The sequence below is a fragment of the Rhizobium sp. R635 genome (genome assembly GCF_002211285.1).
GTDB lineage: Bacteria > Pseudomonadota > Alphaproteobacteria > Rhizobiales > Rhizobiaceae > Rhizobium.
On record NZ_LOKX01000020.1, the window covers coordinates 32,222 to 46,564 of the forward strand.

The window sequence follows — 14,343 nt, forward strand, 5'->3', positions numbered from 1 at the left end:
GGGGTGCCTCACGGCACGTCGTCACCGGAAACCAACCCGGCGCCACGCCGCGAAAGCGACACACCCAATCTTGACACATCTCCCCACACGCCCTTAGCATCCCGCCCGCGTCTCCCCGCCACCGGGGCCGCATCCAGCCGTAACAACGGACAGAGGTTCCAATGCGCCGAGTCACTTCTCACGAAAATCACATCCGAATTTCTGAGAAGTTGGTGGTTCATGCGCACTTTGAATCTGGGCATCCTCGCCCATGTGGATGCAGGCAAGACTAGCCTTACCGAAAGACTGCTTTTCAACGCCGGCGTCATCGACAAGCTCGGCAGCGTCGATACCGGCAATACACAGACGGACAATCTCGAACTCGAGCGGCAGCGCGGCATTACGATCAGGGCCGCGGTCGTGTCGTTTGCGATCGGCGACAGGATCGTCAATCTGATCGACACGCCCGGCCATCCGGATTTCATCGCCGAGGTCGAGCGGGTGTTGGGATTGCTGGATGCGGCGGTCGTCGTCGTTTCGGCGGTCGAGGGCGTGCAGGTGCAGACGCGCGTGCTGGTGCGGGCGCTGCGGCGGCTCGGCGTTCCCTTCGTCTTCTTTGTCAACAAGGTCGATCGCCCCGGCGCTCGCTATCAGGAGGTACTGGAGGCGCTTGCCGCGCAGCTTTCGGTCCGCCCGGTCGCCATGTCTTCGGTCATCGATGCCGGCAGCAAGCTTGCCCGGGTGGAGGCGTTCGCTCCGGGAGACGAGCCGCTCTTTTCGGCGCTCTGCGAGGCGCTCGGCGAAAAAGACGAGGCGCTGCTCGATGATTATGTGCTCGCTCCCGACCGGCTGACCGGGGAAAGGCTCGGGCGCGCTCTGGCCGATCAGGTGGCGCGGGGCCTCGTGCATCCCGTCTTCGCGGGTGCTGCGATGACAGGCGCCGGCATATCAGCCCTGGCATCGGCCATTGCGACGATATTGCCCGAGCGGCGTCCCGATCCGGATGGTCCGGTCGCCGGCAAGATCTTCAAGATCGAGCGCGGCTGGGGCGGGGAAAAACTCTGCTATCTCTCCCTGACCTCGGGCACTGTGCGGCTCCGGCAATATCTGGACCTACCGAAAGGCCCGGAACGGGTAACCGCGATCCATGTCTTCGAGGCCGGCTGGGTCCATGGCGCCGAGAGCCTCCGCGCCGGGCAGATCGCGCGTGTCAGCGGTCTCTCCGGCGCGCGGATCGGCGATGCGGTGGGCGGCGGTCCCGTTGGCCCGCAGGCTCACTTCGCGCCGCCGACGCTCGAAACCCGCGTTCTTGCCCGCCGCCCTTCCGAGAAGGCTACGCTCTGGCTGGCGCTGAACCAGATGGCCGAACAGGACCCGTTGATCAATCTGCGGCGGAACGAGGAGACGGACGAAGTGTTCGTCTCGCTCTATGGCGAGGTGCAGAAGGAGGTGATCCAATCGACGCTACTGACGGATTTCGGCCTTGAAGCCGGGTTCGAGGAAAGCACGGTCATTCTGATGGAGAGGCCTCTGGGAATCGGGGCCGGCCTGCAGATCCTCTTCAAGGAGCCCAATCCTTTTCTCGCTACCATCGGCCTGCGCGTCGAGCCGCGTCCGCCCGGGGCGGGCAACAGCTTTGCGCTCGAGGTGGATGTCGGCCAGATGCCGGTCGCCTTCTACCGGGCGGTCGAGGAAACCGTGTTCGACACACTGAAGCAAGGTATTTCGGGCTGGCAGGTCATCGACTGCCACGTGGCGATGACGGCCGCCCGGCACAGTTCGCCCGCAAGCAGCGCCGCCGATTTCCGCCAGCTGACGCCCTGGGTGCTGGCAACGGCGCTATCGGCGGCGCAAACCGTGCTCTGCGAGCCGGTCGACCGCTTCCATCTCGAGGCGCCGGCGGAGAGCTTGAGCGGCGTGCTCACCTTGCTTGCGAAATCGGCCGCGACGACGTCTGGTTCGGTGATCGCCGATGGCGTCGCCCGGCTGGAAGGCACCATGGCGTCTCAGATGGTGCGGAACGTCCAGCAGCAATTGCCGGGGCTGACGAGCGGGGCGGGGACGATGGAAACCGCTTTCGATCACTATGCCCCGGCGGCCGGTCCGCAGCGCGTGCGTCGGCGCTCGGGGCCTGATCCGTTCAACGGGGCGGAATATCTGCTGCGGTTGCGGGGGAGTGTGTAGGTCCCTTTCCTCAGCATCGGCCAGGAGAAGGGAAGCGGAGGCGGGCCACACATCTCTTCTCCCCGCTGGGGAGAACGTGCCGGCAGGCGGATGAGGGGGCTGCACGGCACAGCCTTCATTGCCTTTTGCTTTCACTCAGCACAACAACAAATGTTCTGCCATGCGGCCCCCTCATCCGACCCTACGGGCCACCTTCTCCCCGCTGGGGAGAAGAGGGAGCCAGCCGGACCACGGTCATCCCATATTAGGTTTCCCGTTCTGGCGCGGCCAATCTTGAGGTAAAAAGGCGACCCTCTCGAGCCGCCTTTCATTATCCTCAAGCCGCCAGCGAGGCGATGTCGATGACGAAGCGGTAGCGGACGTCGCTTTTCAGGACGCGTTCATAGGCTTCGTTGACCTGGTCGATGTTGATCTTCTCGATTTCGGAGACGATGTTGTGCTTGCCGCAGAAATCCAGCATTTCCTGGGTTTCCTTGATCGAGCCGATCATCGAGCCGGAGATGCTCTTGCGGCCGGGAATGATCGCGAAGGCGTGCACGGGGATCGGGTTCTCAGGCGCGCCGACGACCACGAAGGAGCCGTCCACCTTGAGGAGGCCGAGATAGGCGTTCCAGTCGATCTCGGCGCTGACGGTGCAGATGATGAGATCGAAGGTGCCGGCGAGCTTGGTGAAGGTTTCCGGGTCGTTGGTGGCGTAATATTCCTTGGCGCCGAGCTTCAGACCGTCTTCCTTCTTGGAAAGGCTCTGGGACAGAACCGTGATATCGGCGCCCATGGCCGAACCCAGCTTGACGCCCATGTGGCCGAGGCCGCCCATGCCGACGATCGCGACCTTCTTGCCGGGGCCGGCATTCCAGTGGCGCAGCGGCGAATAGAGCGTGATGCCGGCGCAGAGCAGCGGCGCGGAGGCGTCGAGCGGCAGGTTGTCCGGGATGGACATGACATAGCCCTCCTTGACGACGATCGAGTCGGAGTAACCGCCCTGCGTCCTCGTCTTGCCGTCGGCTTCGAAGTCATTGTAGGTGCCGCTGAGACCCGGCATGTACTGTTCGCGGTCGAGGTCGCGCTCGGCGCAGCCGATGCAGGAATCGACGAAGCAGCCGACGCCGACGCGGTCGCCGACCTTGAACTTGGTGACGGCCGAACCGACGGCCGTGACGATGCCGGCGATCTCATGGCCGGGCACGATCGGATAGACGGCGTTCTTCCATTCGTTGCGGACAGTGTGAATGTCCGAATGGCAGATGCCGGCGAACTTGATGTCGATGACGACGTCATCGGGGTTCGGGTTGCGGCGCTCGAAGGTGAAAGGGGTCAGCGGCTTGGAAGCGTCGGTGGCGGCGTAGCCTCTTGCGATAGGCATGGGAACCTTCCTTTTTCGATTTTTGAGGTGGGGTTGAGCGGGATGACGCACTATTGCCCTGAACGCGGCGAGGGAGGTAGAGTGATCCTCCAAGCTTCTTGCACGATCCTGCAAAAATGAGCGGACGGCCCGTTTTCGAAATGCCCGGGCGAACCTAGATAGAAGCCACTTCGGATAAGAGCCGTTCAGCAGTCAGACAGAAAGAGTTGCCGCATGACCTTGCCCTTCAGCCCCTATCAGGAAATCGTCGACATCGCGATGCGCTTTGCGCCCGGCGACGGTGAGTTCTCGACTGCCATCGGCAATCTTCATGTCAGCCGCCGGTCCAGGCCGAGCGATCCCCTGCACAGCAGCTACCGGCCCTGTTTCGCCTTCGTGCTGCAAGGGGCCAAAAGCCTGCAGCTCGGCACGGAGCAGATCAGCTACGGCACCGGCGATTATCTCCTGACCTCGCTCGACCTGCCGGTCGCCTGGCGGGTCACGGAGGCGAGCCCCGAGGTGCCGCATCTCTGTCTCGGGCTGGCAATCGATTCCGAGAAGCTGTTGGAATTGCTCAGCCGCATCGACGTTCCGCGCCCGGCCGCCCATACCGACGGGCAGCGCGGGATGGTGGTGAACGTCGCGCCGCCGGAGCTGATGGATGCCGCCGTTCGCCTGCTGCGCTTGCTCGATCGTCCAGGCGATATTCCCGCCATGGCGCCGCTGATCGAGCAGGAAATCCTCTACCGGGTGCTGACCGGGCCGCACGGCGCCCGGCTGATCAACATCGCCACGGCAGACAGCCACAGCAACAGGATCGCGCGCGCCGTTGCCTGGCTGAAGGAGAATTTCGCGCGGCCGCTGCGCATCGAAGACCTTGCCGAGCGGGTCAACATGAGCGTGTCGTCCTTCCATCACCATTTCAAGTCGGTGACGGCAATGACGCCGGTGCAGTATCAGAAGCAGCTTCGCCTGCATGAGGCGCGCCGGCTGATGCTGGTGGAGCGGCTCGACGCCGGCACGGCCGGCCACCGCGTCGGCTATCAGAGCCCGTCGCAATTCAGCCGCGAATACAGCCGCCTCTACGGCGCTTCGCCGGCCCGCGATGTCGACGGCGTGCGCGAGATCATCGCGGCGGAATAGCGCCGAGGGCACCGGCGTCGGCCGGCCATTAAAGGATGTTTGACGTTTCCCGGCTAGGCTGGCGCCAACAATCCAGCAGGCACCGCCGTCCGCATGACGCAAGCACCGTTACTTTCCATCGTCGCGCCTTGTCATAACGAGGAAGAGGGCCTGCGCGAATTCTGCCGCCGCGCCGCCGCTGCCGCGCGGAGCGTCGCGGGCGACGCCTTCGAACTCATTCTCGTCGACGACGGCTCGTCGGACGGCACCTGGGAAATCATTTCGGATCTGGCTGCTAATGTGCCTGAGGTGCTCGGGGTTCGCCTCCTGCGCAATCATGGCCACCAGCTGGCGTCGACGGCGGGACTTTCGGCGTCGCGGGGCGAGCGCGTGCTTCTGATCGACGCCGATCTTCAGGACCCGCCCGAACTGCTGTTGATGATGATGCCGATCATGGAGCGCGGCGCCGATGTCGTCTATGGCCAGCGCACGCGCCGCGAGGGCGAAACCTGGTTCAAGCTCGCTTCCGCGTCGCTCTTCTACCGCACGCTCTCCAGGCTCGCTTCCGTGACCATCCCGCGCGATACCGGCGATTTCCGGCTGATGCGCCGGCGCGTCGTCGATATCCTGCTGGCGATGCCGGAGCGCGATCGTTTCATCCGCGGCATGGTCAGCTGGATCGGCGGCAGGCAGGTGGCTCTTCCTTACGAACGGGATGCCCGTTTTGCCGGCACGACGAAATATCCGCTGCGCAAGATGATCAATTTCGCGCTCGATGCGATCACCAGCTTTTCGACGACGCCGCTGCGGATCGCCACATGGCTCGGCATGATCAGCGCCGGTGTGGCGCTCGCCTTGCTCATCTATACCTTCGTTCGCTGGCTGGAAGGCGAAACGGTCACCGGCTGGTCGTCGATCATGGCTGCCGTCAGCGCCTTCAGCGCCATCCAGCTGATCTGCATCGGCATCATCGGCGAATATCTCGGCCGTCTGGTGCAGGAGAGCAAAAGGCGGCCGATGTTCATGATAGAGTCCATCCTGCGCGGCAGCGAGCATGCTGAGTTGCCAACCGCCTTTTCGGAGATGAGCGCGGACGACAAGCGCGCCGCGCTGGATGCGCTCCTGGCGTCCGATAAGCCGCAGCGGCCGCAAAAGAACAGCCGGATCCGCTGATGGACCGGATCGCCACGTCCGACGCGGTCGCAGCCATGCCCGATGCATCGGCCGTCAGGCAGGATTCCACCATTGCGATCGCCGTATTCGTCGCACTTGCAGCGGCTCTGGTCGTGCTGTTTCCTTTTCCGCCGATCCTTGATTACGCCAATCATTACGCCCGCATCTGGCTGCTTTCCGGCGGCATTGGCGAACAGCCTTTTCCCGAGATCTATGCGGTCGACTGGAACCGCACCTTCACCAATGTCGGGATCGACCTGCTGGCCGTCTGGGTAGGGCCGCTCGTCGGCGCCGACAGGCTGGCGCGGGCTTTGCTTTTCCTGGCGATCGTGCTGCCGCCGATGGGGGCGATCGGCCTCCACCGCGCGCTGTTCGGCGGCCGGCACTATTGGCAGATCGCCATGCTGTCGCTTGCCTGGTGTGCCACGATGATCGGCGGCTTCATCAACTTCCAGATCGGCCTCGGCATGGCCTTGTTCTTCGCCTGCGCGGATCTGCGGCTGCAGCGCGGCAATCCCGCCATGCTTTTTGCCTGGCGTCTTGCCGCCGCATTGCTGCTGACGGTGATGCACATTTTCTCGCTCGGCTTTTATATGGCTGTTGTCTGCGGCCTCGAATTTTCCTGGCGCATCGACATATTGCGGTCGAAGGCGGGGTTGGCGAGGCTCGCCGGCCGCCTGGCGCTGGCGCTTGGCGCCTGCATCCTGCCGCTGCTCGCGCTCTATCTCCGTGCGCCGGCTTTGCCCGATGCCGATAATAACGGCCTTTCCCTCATCTGGAACGATGGCGTCGTCCTAATCGCCATCAACCTGCTCTCCGCCATCACCACCTATGTGCCAGTGGTGGATATCCTGTTGGTTCTGCCGTTGATCCTCATCTGCACGCGCGCCGCCCGTGCCGGCGACATCCGCATTCATGCCGGGCTTGCCGTCGCCGCCTGCGGTCTGCTGCTTTTCTCCATAATTTCGCCTCGCCACGTGCTCGGCACGGGATGGATCAGTTGGCGCTTTCCGATCATGGCGGCGCTCGTTGCCATGGCGATGGTCTGTCCCTTCGCTAATCTCAGGCGCCGCCAGGCGCTGTTGCTGGCGCTCGTTATCAATCTCGCCGTTTTCGGCCGAACCGGCTGGATCGGCTGGAACTGGTGGCTGGCGCAGAAGGATGTTGCCGCCGTCGAGACCGTGCTGAAAAAGGTGCCGGCAGGTGCTGCTGTTCTGCCTCTGGGGCATGATCCCGAGACGGCGAGCAGCCTCGTTCACTCCAACCGGTATTTTTTCGTGGGAGAGGATACTTTTCGGCATCTGTCGACACTCGCCGTACCCTTCTCGCATGCTTTCGTGCCGACACTCTTCACGGCGAAGGGTAAGCAGCCGCTGTCCGTTCTGCCACCCTGGTCTGAGGTCGCGGTTCCCGAGGGCAATCTGTTGCCGACCGCTGTGCTTGCGTGTCCGTTAATGATGCAGGAATATCAAGGCTATGCACCCTATCTATCGGATTGGCGCAGACGTTTCGACTTCGTCCTCGTCGTCAATGCCGATATCCCCGACCGCGCTCTCGGTGCCTTCATGCCGGCGGGGCTGACACTGATCGAGGATGCCGGTTTCGCCAAGCTTTACGCGATCGATAAGGCAGCGCCGGCGGAGCCTGCTTCCATCCCCGCCGGCTGCGCCGTGGTGTCATAGGGCCAGGGCGTTGCAGCGAAAACGCCGTACTTCTCGCGACCTGTTTCAATAGCCGGGCGATTTCAGCGCCTTGTCATTTTGGCATTTGGCGAGTGCCAACTGGCGGAAGGAGAGGATTTTCGTGATGCGCTCCTTGCCGTCGGTCTCCACGCTCATGCAGGCGCAGGCATAGCCGTAGCTGCCGTTGGTCCTGACGTAATCGCGCTCGGAGATGTCGGGGATCAGCTCCATGCCTTCCACCGCGTCGGCGTCCTCGCCCTGCGTCATGATCGTCCACATGTTGTCGGCATCCTGCAGCCACCAGTTGGCCGGCGTCGGATTTTCGATCCAGCCGCAGCGGGTCTCCGCGGCCCGCGCACCGGCTGCGGCGGCAAGGGCTGCGGTCATGAGCGCAGCGGCTATCCGGTGTTTCATGGCATCTTCCTTCGGCAGCCATCAATTATTGATCGCGATGATCGCCCAATGGCTTTCCTCGCAGGCATTGTCGTCGCAGACCGCACTCATCCAGACGGCGCCGTTCGCCAGCATGACGCCTTCGCTGCTGACGAAGAGATCCTGATATTGCTGGCGCCCGACGGCGCGGCGGGTCTCCGATGTGACCAGATCGTCGAAATTATCGACAAAATCCTCGGCATTCTCGATGTCGTAGGTCTCGCCGTTCGCCTTGACGGTCAGCGGATATTCGGCAAGGCCGGCGATGGTCTCGGCATCGCCCGCGCGCATCGCCTGGACGAGCTGGCGCAGCGGCCGGTCGAAGCCCGCGGCATCGCCATGCAGCTCCTCGATGCGGTTATAGACCTCGTTTTCCGATTGCGCGAAGGCGCGGCCGGCAAGCGGCGTCGTTGCCAGGAGCATTGCTCCGGCGAGCAGAAGGGCAGCGGAAAGGCGCGACATGGAAGGCTCCCCGGCAATGGCGTTCTCTGACACTATGCAATCCCGGTGGGCGCGCGCCTATCCCATTCTGGTGCGGCGCCGACCTTTCCCGTATAAAAATCTGCCGGGCCTGCTTGACGGCCCGATCGGTTTGCCGCATAAAGCTCACGAACCGTACCGTACGGTACGTATATGGGAGCCGTGACCGTGTCCGTCGATACCGCAGAGCCGAGCGAATTCTCGCCGCGCCAGAACGCCGTTCTGGAGCAGGCGCTGCGGCTGCTCGTCGATGGCGGCGAGAAGGCGCTGACGACCTCGGGTGTGGCGCGCGCCGCCAATTGCTCGAAGGAAAGCCTCTACAAGTGGTTCGGCGACCGCGATGGTTTGCTGTCTGCGATGATCGCCTATCAGGCGAGCAAGGTGCGCACCTTCGAACGCAACGGCGAACGGCTGACGGCGACGAGCCTGCACGACCATGTCGTCATCTTCGCGCGGGACCTGCTGGAGGTTCTGGCCGGCGACGTCTCGCTGGCGCTGAACCGGCTGGCCATCGGCCAGTCTCATCGCGACGGCTCCAAGCTCGGCAAGCTCTTGCTCGAACGCGGCCGCCGCCAGATCGACCGGCGCGCCATGGCGCTGATCGATGCCGGCAAAAGGGCAGGGCTGCTGCGCTTTGCCGATGCGGACGAAGCCTATCATACGCTTTACGGCCTTGTCGTTTCCGACCTGCATGTGCGCATGCTGCTCGGCGAACCCGGCCTCAAGGATACCGCGCGCCAGGCGGAGAGGGCGGTCACCGCCTTCCTCCGGCTTTACGGCACGGACAAGGTTCTGGCGGAGATGCCGGTTCTCGGCTGATCCGCTTTCATGACAGTCAACACGACAAGCAAAAGGGAAGGAACTTCAAATGCGCGTCTATTACGATCGTGATGCCGATCTCAACCTCATCAAGGCCAAGAAGGTCGCCGTCATCGGTTACGGTTCGCAGGGCCGTGCCCATGCGCTGAACCTCAAGGACAGCGGCGCCCAGAACCTCGTCATCGCACTCAAGGCCGGTTCGCCCACCGTCAAGAAGGCCGAAGCCGATGGCTTCAAGGTCATGACCGTTGCCGAAGCTGCCGGCTGGGCCGACCTGATGATGATGGCGACCCCGGACGAGCTGCAGGCCGAAATCTACAAGGCCGATATCGCTGCCAACATCCGCGACGGCGCTGCCATCGCCTTCGCCCACGGCCTCAACGTTCACTTCGGCCTGATCGAGCCGAAGGCCAGCGTCGACGTCGTCATGATCGCGCCGAAGGGCCCGGGCCACACGGTTCGCGGCGAATACCAGAAGGGCGGCGGCGTTCCCTGCCTCGTCGCCGTTCACCAGAACGCTTCCGGCAATGCGCTTGAACTCGCTCTCTCCTACGCCTGCGGTGTGGGCGGCGGCCGTTCGGGCATCATCGAAACCAACTTCCGCGAAGAGTGCGAAACCGACCTCTTCGGCGAACAGGTCGTTCTCTGCGGCGGTCTCGTCGAGCTCATCCGCGCCGGTTTCGAAACGCTGACCGAAGCCGGCTACGCTCCTGAGATGGCCTATTTCGAATGCCTGCACGAAGTAAAGCTGATCGTCGACCTGATCTATGAAGGTGGCATCGCCAACATGAACTACTCGATCTCCAACACGGCCGAGTGGGGCGAATACGTCACGGGTCCGCGCATCATCACCGAAGAAACCAAGGCCGAGATGAAGCGCGTCCTCAAGGACATCCAGACCGGCAAGTTCACCTCCGAGTGGATGCAGGAATACAAGTCGGGCGCCGCCCGCTTCAAGGGCATCCGCCGCGTCAACGACAGCCACCAGATCGAGGAAGTCGGTGCTAAGCTGCGCGGCATGATGCCCTGGATCGGCAAGAACAAGCTGGTCGACAAGAGCGTGAACTAAGCTGTTTCGCTTGAAATAAAACGAGGAGGCCGGGGCGAAAGCTTCGGCCTCTTTCTCTTTGGCGTCGGCGGCCGCGATCAGGCCTTCCCGATGGAGACGGCCTCCGCGACCGCAAGCTCGGCCATGGCGAGCGCTGCCTCGCGGGTCCTGGCGGCGGCGATGAAGCGGCCGTTGTGGCAGAAGCTTGCGCCATCGACGCCGCAGGCCGCTTCCAGCTCGCCATTGGTCAGGCCCGCCCAGGCGGCCGGCAGATCCGCTCTCAGCTCGAAGCCTTCGTCGGCGCGGCGGATGCCGGTCACGCACCAATCCCTTTCGCGCGGGTGGACGACGAAAAGCAGGTGATCGGCGCCCGCTTTCACGATGGCAGGGCGGAAGGGCATGCCCATCGGCAGTTCGAGAACGCGTCCTTCGCCCGTATTCAGGATCGCCTGATGCACGATGGCTTCGGCCCGCAATTTTGCGGCACTCTGGGCGATCTTCGCCTCGACGAAGCTGCGGGCGACGGCAAGGGCGGCGTGAAAAGCGCGGTCGTCGGCCTCGGGATGGCGATCGTCGAAAACCGGCTTAAGCGTTTCCAGCAGGGCAGGCAGGGTGAGGCCGGCGAGCGGCCCGGAGGGGCTGAGCGCGCCGTTGTCCGTCAGGTCGACCGGCAGTACGAAGCTCGCATCGAAGGAGGCATGCACCGCTTCGATATGCTCTTCGGGAAGGCCTGCCGCCGTCAGATAATCGCGGCCGTAGTGCTTCCAGATCAGTCCGAACGAGCTGTAGGGCTGGCCGTCTTCCCTGAGCGGCGCGCCGCGCTGATGGTGATCGAAGATTCCCGCCTCGGCATCATAGGCGCCGCCGACATCATAGATGATGCGGTCTTTGCCAGGGCCGATCCATTCCGGCGCGCGGCTGCGGACGATGCGCGCCTGCGGAAAAAGCCGAGTCAGGATGACGCTCGACAGCAATTCGTCGGCATGGAAGCCACCGGAATGGGTGACGAGGAATTCTGGGATCATGGAAGCTGTGGCCTTGTCGTTTGCGGAGGACCCGCTTGGGTTTGCCTGAGATAGCCGTTGTGAGACGCCATCTCAACCGGTCATTCGTGGCAGGAGACGGCGCGCTTTACGAAATTGTATAGTTCGGGCGAAGTCCCCGTGAGTTTTCGGGCGCAGGTTTGGTGCCGTCGTAGCCACCAAGTCGAGGCCAGCTCTCATGAACATGCGCGCCACAGCCGCCGCCATCGTTTCGGCAGTCCATCCCATCAGCCTGCGGATCAACACCTACCTCATCAATCTCGACCGGGCAGAGCTCCGCAGGTTTCGCATGGAGCGCCTGCTTGCGGAGAGCGGTATCGCCTTCGAGCGGGTGGCGGCCGTCGATGGCGCCGGCATTGCCCTGCCGCGCCGTGATTTCGACGGGCAATCCTATCTGCGCAGGCATGGGCGCAGACCGAATCCTTTCGAGATCGGCTGCTATCTCAGCCATGTCGAGTGCGCGAGGAGGTTCCTCGCCAGCGAGGGCGAATTCGCTCTCATTCTCGAAGACGATCTCGATTTCGACGACGACTTCGCCGAGGTGCTTGCCGCGGCCGTCGAGCACAGCGGTTCCTGGGATGTATTGCGTCTTTCCACCGTGAACTCAGGGCGCAAGCATCGGGTGGAGCCGCTCACCGCATCGCGCTCGCTGGCGATCGCGCTCACCCGCGAGAAAGGATCGGGCGCTTATCTCATCAATCGCAAGGCCGCCGGCTGGATTGCCGATGCGCTCGTTCCCATGCGGCTGCCCTACGATCTCGCGCTCGATCTCGAATTCGACGAGGGGCTGCAGGCCTGTTTCGTCGATCCGGTTCCGGTGAGCCAGCGGGCGGATGCGCATTCACAGATACAGGCAGGGCTCTCGACCTACCGCCTTGGCCGCCGCCGGCCGTGGAGCGTCCTGCCGTATCGCGCGGCGGCTGAAGTGCGCCGGTTCGCGGCCCGCTTCAGCCGACTGGCGGGGTGGAGGATGAGAGGCTGGAAAGATGCGCCTGCAGCAGCGGGAAGCCTATCGAAACGGTGAGGCCCGGACGGTTATCGCCCATGGCGATCTCCGCCGCGTGCAGGTCGGCAACCGCTTTGACCAGGCTGAGGCCAAGACCGCTTCCCGTCGTCGTCCGGCTCTTGTCGAGGCGATAGAGGCGCCGGAAAACCTTGTCGCGCTCCTCGGCGGGGATGCCCGGGCCGCTGTCGGCGACCGACAGGATGGCGCGATTGTCCCGTCGCTGAAGGGAGAGCGTGATGACCGTTCCGGCGGGGCAGTGATTGATGGCGTTCTCCACCAGATTGGCGATCATCTGCGTCAGCAGATCGCGGTCGCCCCAGACCAGCGCGGAGCAGCGCTCCGCGATCGCCAGAGACTGGCCGGCATCTTCGGCGACGTCGGCATAGACCTCGGAGATGACCGCGAGCACATCGTCGATGTCGGTCGCCTGGAAACGCTCCTTGCGGGCGCCGGCCTCGATCTGGGAAATGCGCAGAAGGGCTGCGAAAGTGGCGTTGATCCGGTCGCTCTCGCTTCTGGCTTCGTCGAGAAGAGCGGAAATGTCGAGCTGCCGGTCGTTTCGCTCTGCTGCGGCATCGAGCGTCAGGCGCAGCCTGTTGAGCGGCGTCTTCAGATCGTGGGCGATATCCGTGCTGACCTGCCGCATGCTCTCGACCAATGTCTGCAGCCGTTCCAGGGCGGCGTTGATCTGGATCGCCACCGTATCGAGATCGTCGCCGTTTCCGGTGATCGGAATGCGGGCCTGGAGCGCGCCGTGGGCGACGTCGTTCATGGTGTTGGCAACCCTGTCGAGCCTCGCCTGGGCGCGAAACGCCAGGAAGACGCCGCCGCCGATGGCGGTCGCGACAGCGATTGCGGCGGCCCATTCGAAGCTCACCAGGACGATGCGCAGCATCTCGTCGACGTCGTTGAAGTTTTCGGCGACGACGAGCGTATAGGGCCCGATCGTCGAGACCTGCATGCGGTAGCGTTCATGCCCTTTCAGCCCGACGTCGCGCGAGGTGACGGTATAGACGCCGTTCGGGATGCGGGGTGCTGCGAAATTGCCGGCAAGCTTGCGCCCGCCCGCATCCATCAGCGAGTAAAGCCCATCGGAGGTCGACTGGAAGCTCGCATAATTGTTCAGCGTATCGATGAGATCCTCGGTGTCGTGCGGCTGGTAGGCGGAGGCGATCAGCGAATTCATCTCGTGGAGCGATTGTTCCAGGTCGCGCTCCAGCCCGACGCGCAGCATGTGATACATGATCGCGCCGCTGAAGATGAAGGTGACGACAAAGAGCACGCCGAAGGTGACGGCAAGCCGGAACGGCGTGCTCCTGCGCAGCTTAGCGAGGCGCATGCAGGCTGTATCCGGTGTTGCGAACCGTGTGGAGAAGCGGTGTCTCGAACGGCTTGTCGATCTTCGCCCGCAGCCGGCTGACATGGGTCTCCACCACGCTGGTCTTCGGATCGAAGTGAAAGTCCCAGACCCGCTCCAGCAGCATGGTCTTGGTGATGACCCTGCCTTCGCCGCGCATCAGCACCTCGAGCAGGGTAAATTCGCGCGGCTGCAGCTCGATGATCTGCCCGGCGCGGCGGGCCTCGCGGCGGATGAGATCGAGCTCGAGATCGGCAACCTTCAGCACGGTCTTCTGCTCCTGCACCGGCGGCCGGCGGCCGAGCGCATTGACGCGGGCCAGAAGCTCGGAGAAGGCGAAGGGTTTGGTGAGATAATCGTCCCCGCCCGCTTCCAGCCCCTCGACGCGGTCGTCCACCCCGCCGATCGACGTCAGAAACAGCGCCGGCGTGCCGATCCTGGCGGCGCGAAGCGAGCGGACGATGGCAAGGCCATCGAGGCCGGGAAGCATGCGATCGACGACGATGACGTCATAGGCTTCCCGCTGCGCCTGAAACAGGCTGTCGCGGCCATCGGCGAACACGTCGCAGACATGGCCTGCCTCGGAAAAACCCTTGGAGACATAGTCCGACGTCTTGGCGTCGTCCTCGATAAGCAGGATTTTCATCAGCCCGATCGTTCCCGCATGTGTGAGGGT

13 protein-coding genes are annotated in these 14,343 nt (G+C 63.7%); 7 read left to right on the forward strand and 6 right to left on the reverse strand.

Annotated features, from left to right (window positions below; genetic code table 11):
* Positions 1–219: 219 nt before the first annotated feature.
* Positions 220–2,163, forward strand: a complete 1,944-nt coding sequence (locus ATY78_RS15955) for a TetM/TetW/TetO/TetS family tetracycline resistance ribosomal protection protein (protein ID WP_088683289.1) — start codon at positions 220–222, stop codon at positions 2,161–2,163.
* Positions 2,164–2,479: 316 nt separating this feature from the next.
* On the opposite strand, the gene ATY78_RS15960 is transcribed toward ATY78_RS15955, so the two are convergent.
* A complete protein-coding gene (locus tag ATY78_RS15960) occupies positions 2,480–3,526 on the reverse strand; it encodes an NAD(P)-dependent alcohol dehydrogenase (RefSeq protein WP_088683290.1) in 1,047 nt (348 codons plus the stop codon).
* A gap of 213 nt (positions 3,527–3,739) precedes the next feature.
* Here ATY78_RS15960 and ATY78_RS15965 point away from each other — a divergent pair, with 213 nt between their 5' ends.
* The 3 genes from ATY78_RS15965 (at position 3,740) to ATY78_RS15975 (ending at position 7,482) form a co-directional block, all read left to right on the forward strand.
* On the forward strand, positions 3,740–4,648 hold the full coding sequence (locus ATY78_RS15965) for an AraC family transcriptional regulator (RefSeq protein WP_088683291.1): 909 nt from the start codon (positions 3,740–3,742) through the stop codon (positions 4,646–4,648).
* Between the two features lie 93 nt (positions 4,649–4,741).
* Positions 4,742–5,800 carry a glycosyltransferase family 2 protein gene (locus ATY78_RS15970; protein ID WP_088683292.1) on the forward strand — a complete coding sequence of 353 codons (1,059 nt, stop codon included), beginning with the start codon at positions 4,742–4,744 and terminating at the stop codon, positions 5,798–5,800.
* Positions 5,800–7,482 carry a hypothetical protein gene (locus ATY78_RS15975; protein ID WP_088683293.1) on the forward strand — a complete coding sequence of 561 codons (1,683 nt, stop codon included), beginning with the start codon at positions 5,800–5,802 and terminating at the stop codon, positions 7,480–7,482. The genes ATY78_RS15970 and ATY78_RS15975 overlap by 1 nt, the downstream gene beginning before the upstream one ends.
* A gap of 45 nt (positions 7,483–7,527) precedes the next feature.
* Here ATY78_RS15975 and ATY78_RS15980 read toward each other — a convergent pair whose 3' ends face one another.
* Together ATY78_RS15980 and ATY78_RS15985 are read right to left on the reverse strand one after the other, a co-directional pair.
* Entirely contained in the window at positions 7,528–7,896 is a 369-nt protein-coding gene (locus tag ATY78_RS15980; protein WP_088683294.1) for a DUF4087 domain-containing protein, read from the reverse strand.
* Positions 7,897–7,917: 21 nt separating this feature from the next.
* A complete protein-coding gene (locus tag ATY78_RS15985; RefSeq protein ID WP_088683295.1) occupies positions 7,918–8,376 on the reverse strand; it encodes a hypothetical protein in 459 nt (152 codons plus the stop codon).
* 171 nt (positions 8,377–8,547) lie between these two features.
* On the opposite strand from ATY78_RS15985, the gene ATY78_RS15990 reads away from it, so the two are divergent.
* Positions 8,548–9,213: a TetR/AcrR family transcriptional regulator C-terminal domain-containing protein gene (locus ATY78_RS15990; RefSeq protein ID WP_190237471.1), complete on the forward strand. Its 666-nt coding sequence runs from the start codon at positions 8,548–8,550 to the stop codon at positions 9,211–9,213.
* A 49-nt stretch (positions 9,214–9,262) separates the two neighbouring features.
* Complete coding sequence (ilvC, locus tag ATY78_RS15995) at positions 9,263–10,282, forward strand: ketol-acid reductoisomerase (protein WP_088683296.1); 1,020 nt, start codon at positions 9,263–9,265, stop codon at positions 10,280–10,282.
* 77 nt (positions 10,283–10,359) lie between these two features.
* On the opposite strand, the gene ATY78_RS16000 is transcribed toward ilvC, so the two are convergent.
* On the reverse strand, positions 10,360–11,286 hold the full coding sequence (locus ATY78_RS16000; protein WP_088683297.1) for an MYG1 family protein: 927 nt from the start codon (positions 11,284–11,286) through the stop codon (positions 10,360–10,362).
* 196 nt (positions 11,287–11,482) lie between these two features.
* Here ATY78_RS16000 and ATY78_RS16005 point away from each other — a divergent pair, with 196 nt between their 5' ends.
* The gene (locus ATY78_RS16005; RefSeq protein ID WP_088683298.1) at positions 11,483–12,328 is read left to right on the forward strand and encodes a glycosyltransferase family 25 protein; all 846 of its coding nucleotides are present in this window, start codon (positions 11,483–11,485) and stop codon (positions 12,326–12,328) included.
* On the opposite strand, the gene ATY78_RS16010 is transcribed toward ATY78_RS16005, so the two are convergent.
* A complete protein-coding gene (locus tag ATY78_RS16010) occupies positions 12,252–13,649 on the reverse strand; it encodes a HAMP domain-containing sensor histidine kinase (protein WP_088683299.1) in 1,398 nt (465 codons plus the stop codon). The two genes, ATY78_RS16005 and ATY78_RS16010, sit on opposite strands and share 77 nt — an antisense overlap.
* Positions 13,636–14,313 (reverse strand): winged helix-turn-helix domain-containing protein, encoded by a 678-nt coding sequence (locus ATY78_RS16015; protein WP_088683300.1) that lies wholly within the window; start codon positions 14,311–14,313, stop codon positions 13,636–13,638. Before ATY78_RS16015 ends, ATY78_RS16010 begins: the two co-directional genes overlap by 14 nt.
* Positions 14,314–14,343 lie beyond the last annotated feature (30 nt).

What these genes read in the sequence shown, in the direction of transcription:
- ATY78_RS15965 (WP_088683291.1), top strand. Translation starts at nt 3,740, where the DNA reads ATGACCTTGCCCTTCAGCCCCTATCAGGAAATCGTCGACATCGCGATG.
- ATY78_RS15990 (WP_190237471.1), top strand. Translation starts at nt 8,548, where the DNA reads ATGGGAGCCGTGACCGTGTCCGTCGATACCGCAGAGCCGAGCGAATTC.
- ATY78_RS15955 (WP_088683289.1), top strand. Translation starts at nt 220, where the DNA reads ATGCGCACTTTGAATCTGGGCATCCTCGCCCATGTGGATGCAGGCAAG.
- ATY78_RS15960 (WP_088683290.1), bottom strand. Translation starts at nt 3,526, where the DNA reads ATGCCTATCGCAAGAGGCTACGCCGCCACCGACGCTTCCAAGCCGCTG.
- ATY78_RS16010 (WP_088683299.1), bottom strand. Translation starts at nt 13,649, where the DNA reads ATGCGCCTCGCTAAGCTGCGCAGGAGCACGCCGTTCCGGCTTGCCGTC.
- ATY78_RS16005 (WP_088683298.1), top strand. Translation starts at nt 11,483, where the DNA reads ATGAACATGCGCGCCACAGCCGCCGCCATCGTTTCGGCAGTCCATCCC.
- ATY78_RS16000 (WP_088683297.1), bottom strand. Translation starts at nt 11,286, where the DNA reads ATGATCCCAGAATTCCTCGTCACCCATTCCGGTGGCTTCCATGCCGAC.
- ATY78_RS15975 (WP_088683293.1), top strand. Translation starts at nt 5,800, where the DNA reads ATGGACCGGATCGCCACGTCCGACGCGGTCGCAGCCATGCCCGATGCA.
- ATY78_RS15985 (WP_088683295.1), bottom strand. Translation starts at nt 8,376, where the DNA reads ATGTCGCGCCTTTCCGCTGCCCTTCTGCTCGCCGGAGCAATGCTCCTG.
- ATY78_RS15970 (WP_088683292.1), top strand. Translation starts at nt 4,742, where the DNA reads ATGACGCAAGCACCGTTACTTTCCATCGTCGCGCCTTGTCATAACGAG.
- ATY78_RS16015 (WP_088683300.1), bottom strand. Translation starts at nt 14,313, where the DNA reads ATGAAAATCCTGCTTATCGAGGACGACGCCAAGACGTCGGACTATGTC.
- ilvC (WP_088683296.1), top strand. Translation starts at nt 9,263, where the DNA reads ATGCGCGTCTATTACGATCGTGATGCCGATCTCAACCTCATCAAGGCC.
- ATY78_RS15980 (WP_088683294.1), bottom strand. Translation starts at nt 7,896, where the DNA reads ATGAAACACCGGATAGCCGCTGCGCTCATGACCGCAGCCCTTGCCGCC.